The sequence below is a fragment of the Halomonas llamarensis genome, from assembly GCF_023555005.1.
In the GTDB taxonomy this organism is placed as follows: domain Bacteria; phylum Pseudomonadota; class Gammaproteobacteria; order Pseudomonadales; family Halomonadaceae; genus Vreelandella; species Vreelandella llamarensis.
Genome location: NZ_JAMJPJ010000106.1, coordinates 1 through 461 on the forward strand (window position 1 = coordinate 1; position 461 = coordinate 461).

Consider the following 461-nt stretch of genomic DNA (forward strand, 5'->3'; position numbering starts at 1 on the left):
CCATACCTCCGATCTTGATACCGGAGAGATGTATGTCTTCCTGTGTAAGGTTGAAGCCTGGGCGATGAATATTGGTTGCCACCTGACTATTCCACAGAGCTGCGAGTTCCAGCTGCTGCGCGACAAGCAGGAGGCGTAATGGCTACACCGCTTATTCGTGTCATGAACGGACACATCTACAGAGTACCAAATCGTCGTAAGCGTAAACCTGAGCTGAAGCCATCCGAAATACCAACACTGCTCGGATATACCGCCAGCTTGGTTGATAAAAAATGGTTGCGACTGGCAGCAAGGAGGAGTCATGGCTGATTTGAGAAAAGCAGCGCGTGGTCGGGAATGCCAGGTAAGAATCCCTGGCGTATGTAATGGCAACCCTGAAACGTCTGTACTGGCACATATCCGGCTGACTGGATTGTGCGGCACCGGTACGAAACCGCCAGACCTGATTGCCACCATTGCAT

Annotated in this window: 2 protein-coding genes and 1 pseudogene; all 3 read left to right on the plus strand. The window is 51.6% G+C overall.

Translation table 11 applies throughout. The annotated features are described in order from the left end of the window. Positions 1–139, plus strand: a pseudogene (gene ybcN / locus M8006_RS17785) (DNA base-flipping protein YbcN); the annotation flags it as partial. Next, positions 139–309 (plus strand): protein NinE from lambdoid prophage DLP12, encoded by a 171-nt coding sequence (locus M8006_RS18495; protein ID WP_000224915.1) that lies wholly within the window; start codon positions 139–141, stop codon positions 307–309. The pseudogene ybcN and the gene M8006_RS18495, both read left to right, overlap by 1 nt. Then, positions 302–461, plus strand: a 160-nt coding sequence (locus M8006_RS18500; protein ID WP_250084560.1) for a nuclease domain-containing protein, incomplete at its 3' end; no start/stop codon positions are given. The genes M8006_RS18495 and M8006_RS18500, both read left to right, overlap by 8 nt.

Excerpts from the sequence above, each read along its gene's own strand:
- M8006_RS18495 (WP_000224915.1), top strand. The coding sequence starts at position 139 with ATGGCTACACCGCTTATTCGTGTCATGAACGGACACATCTACAGAGTA.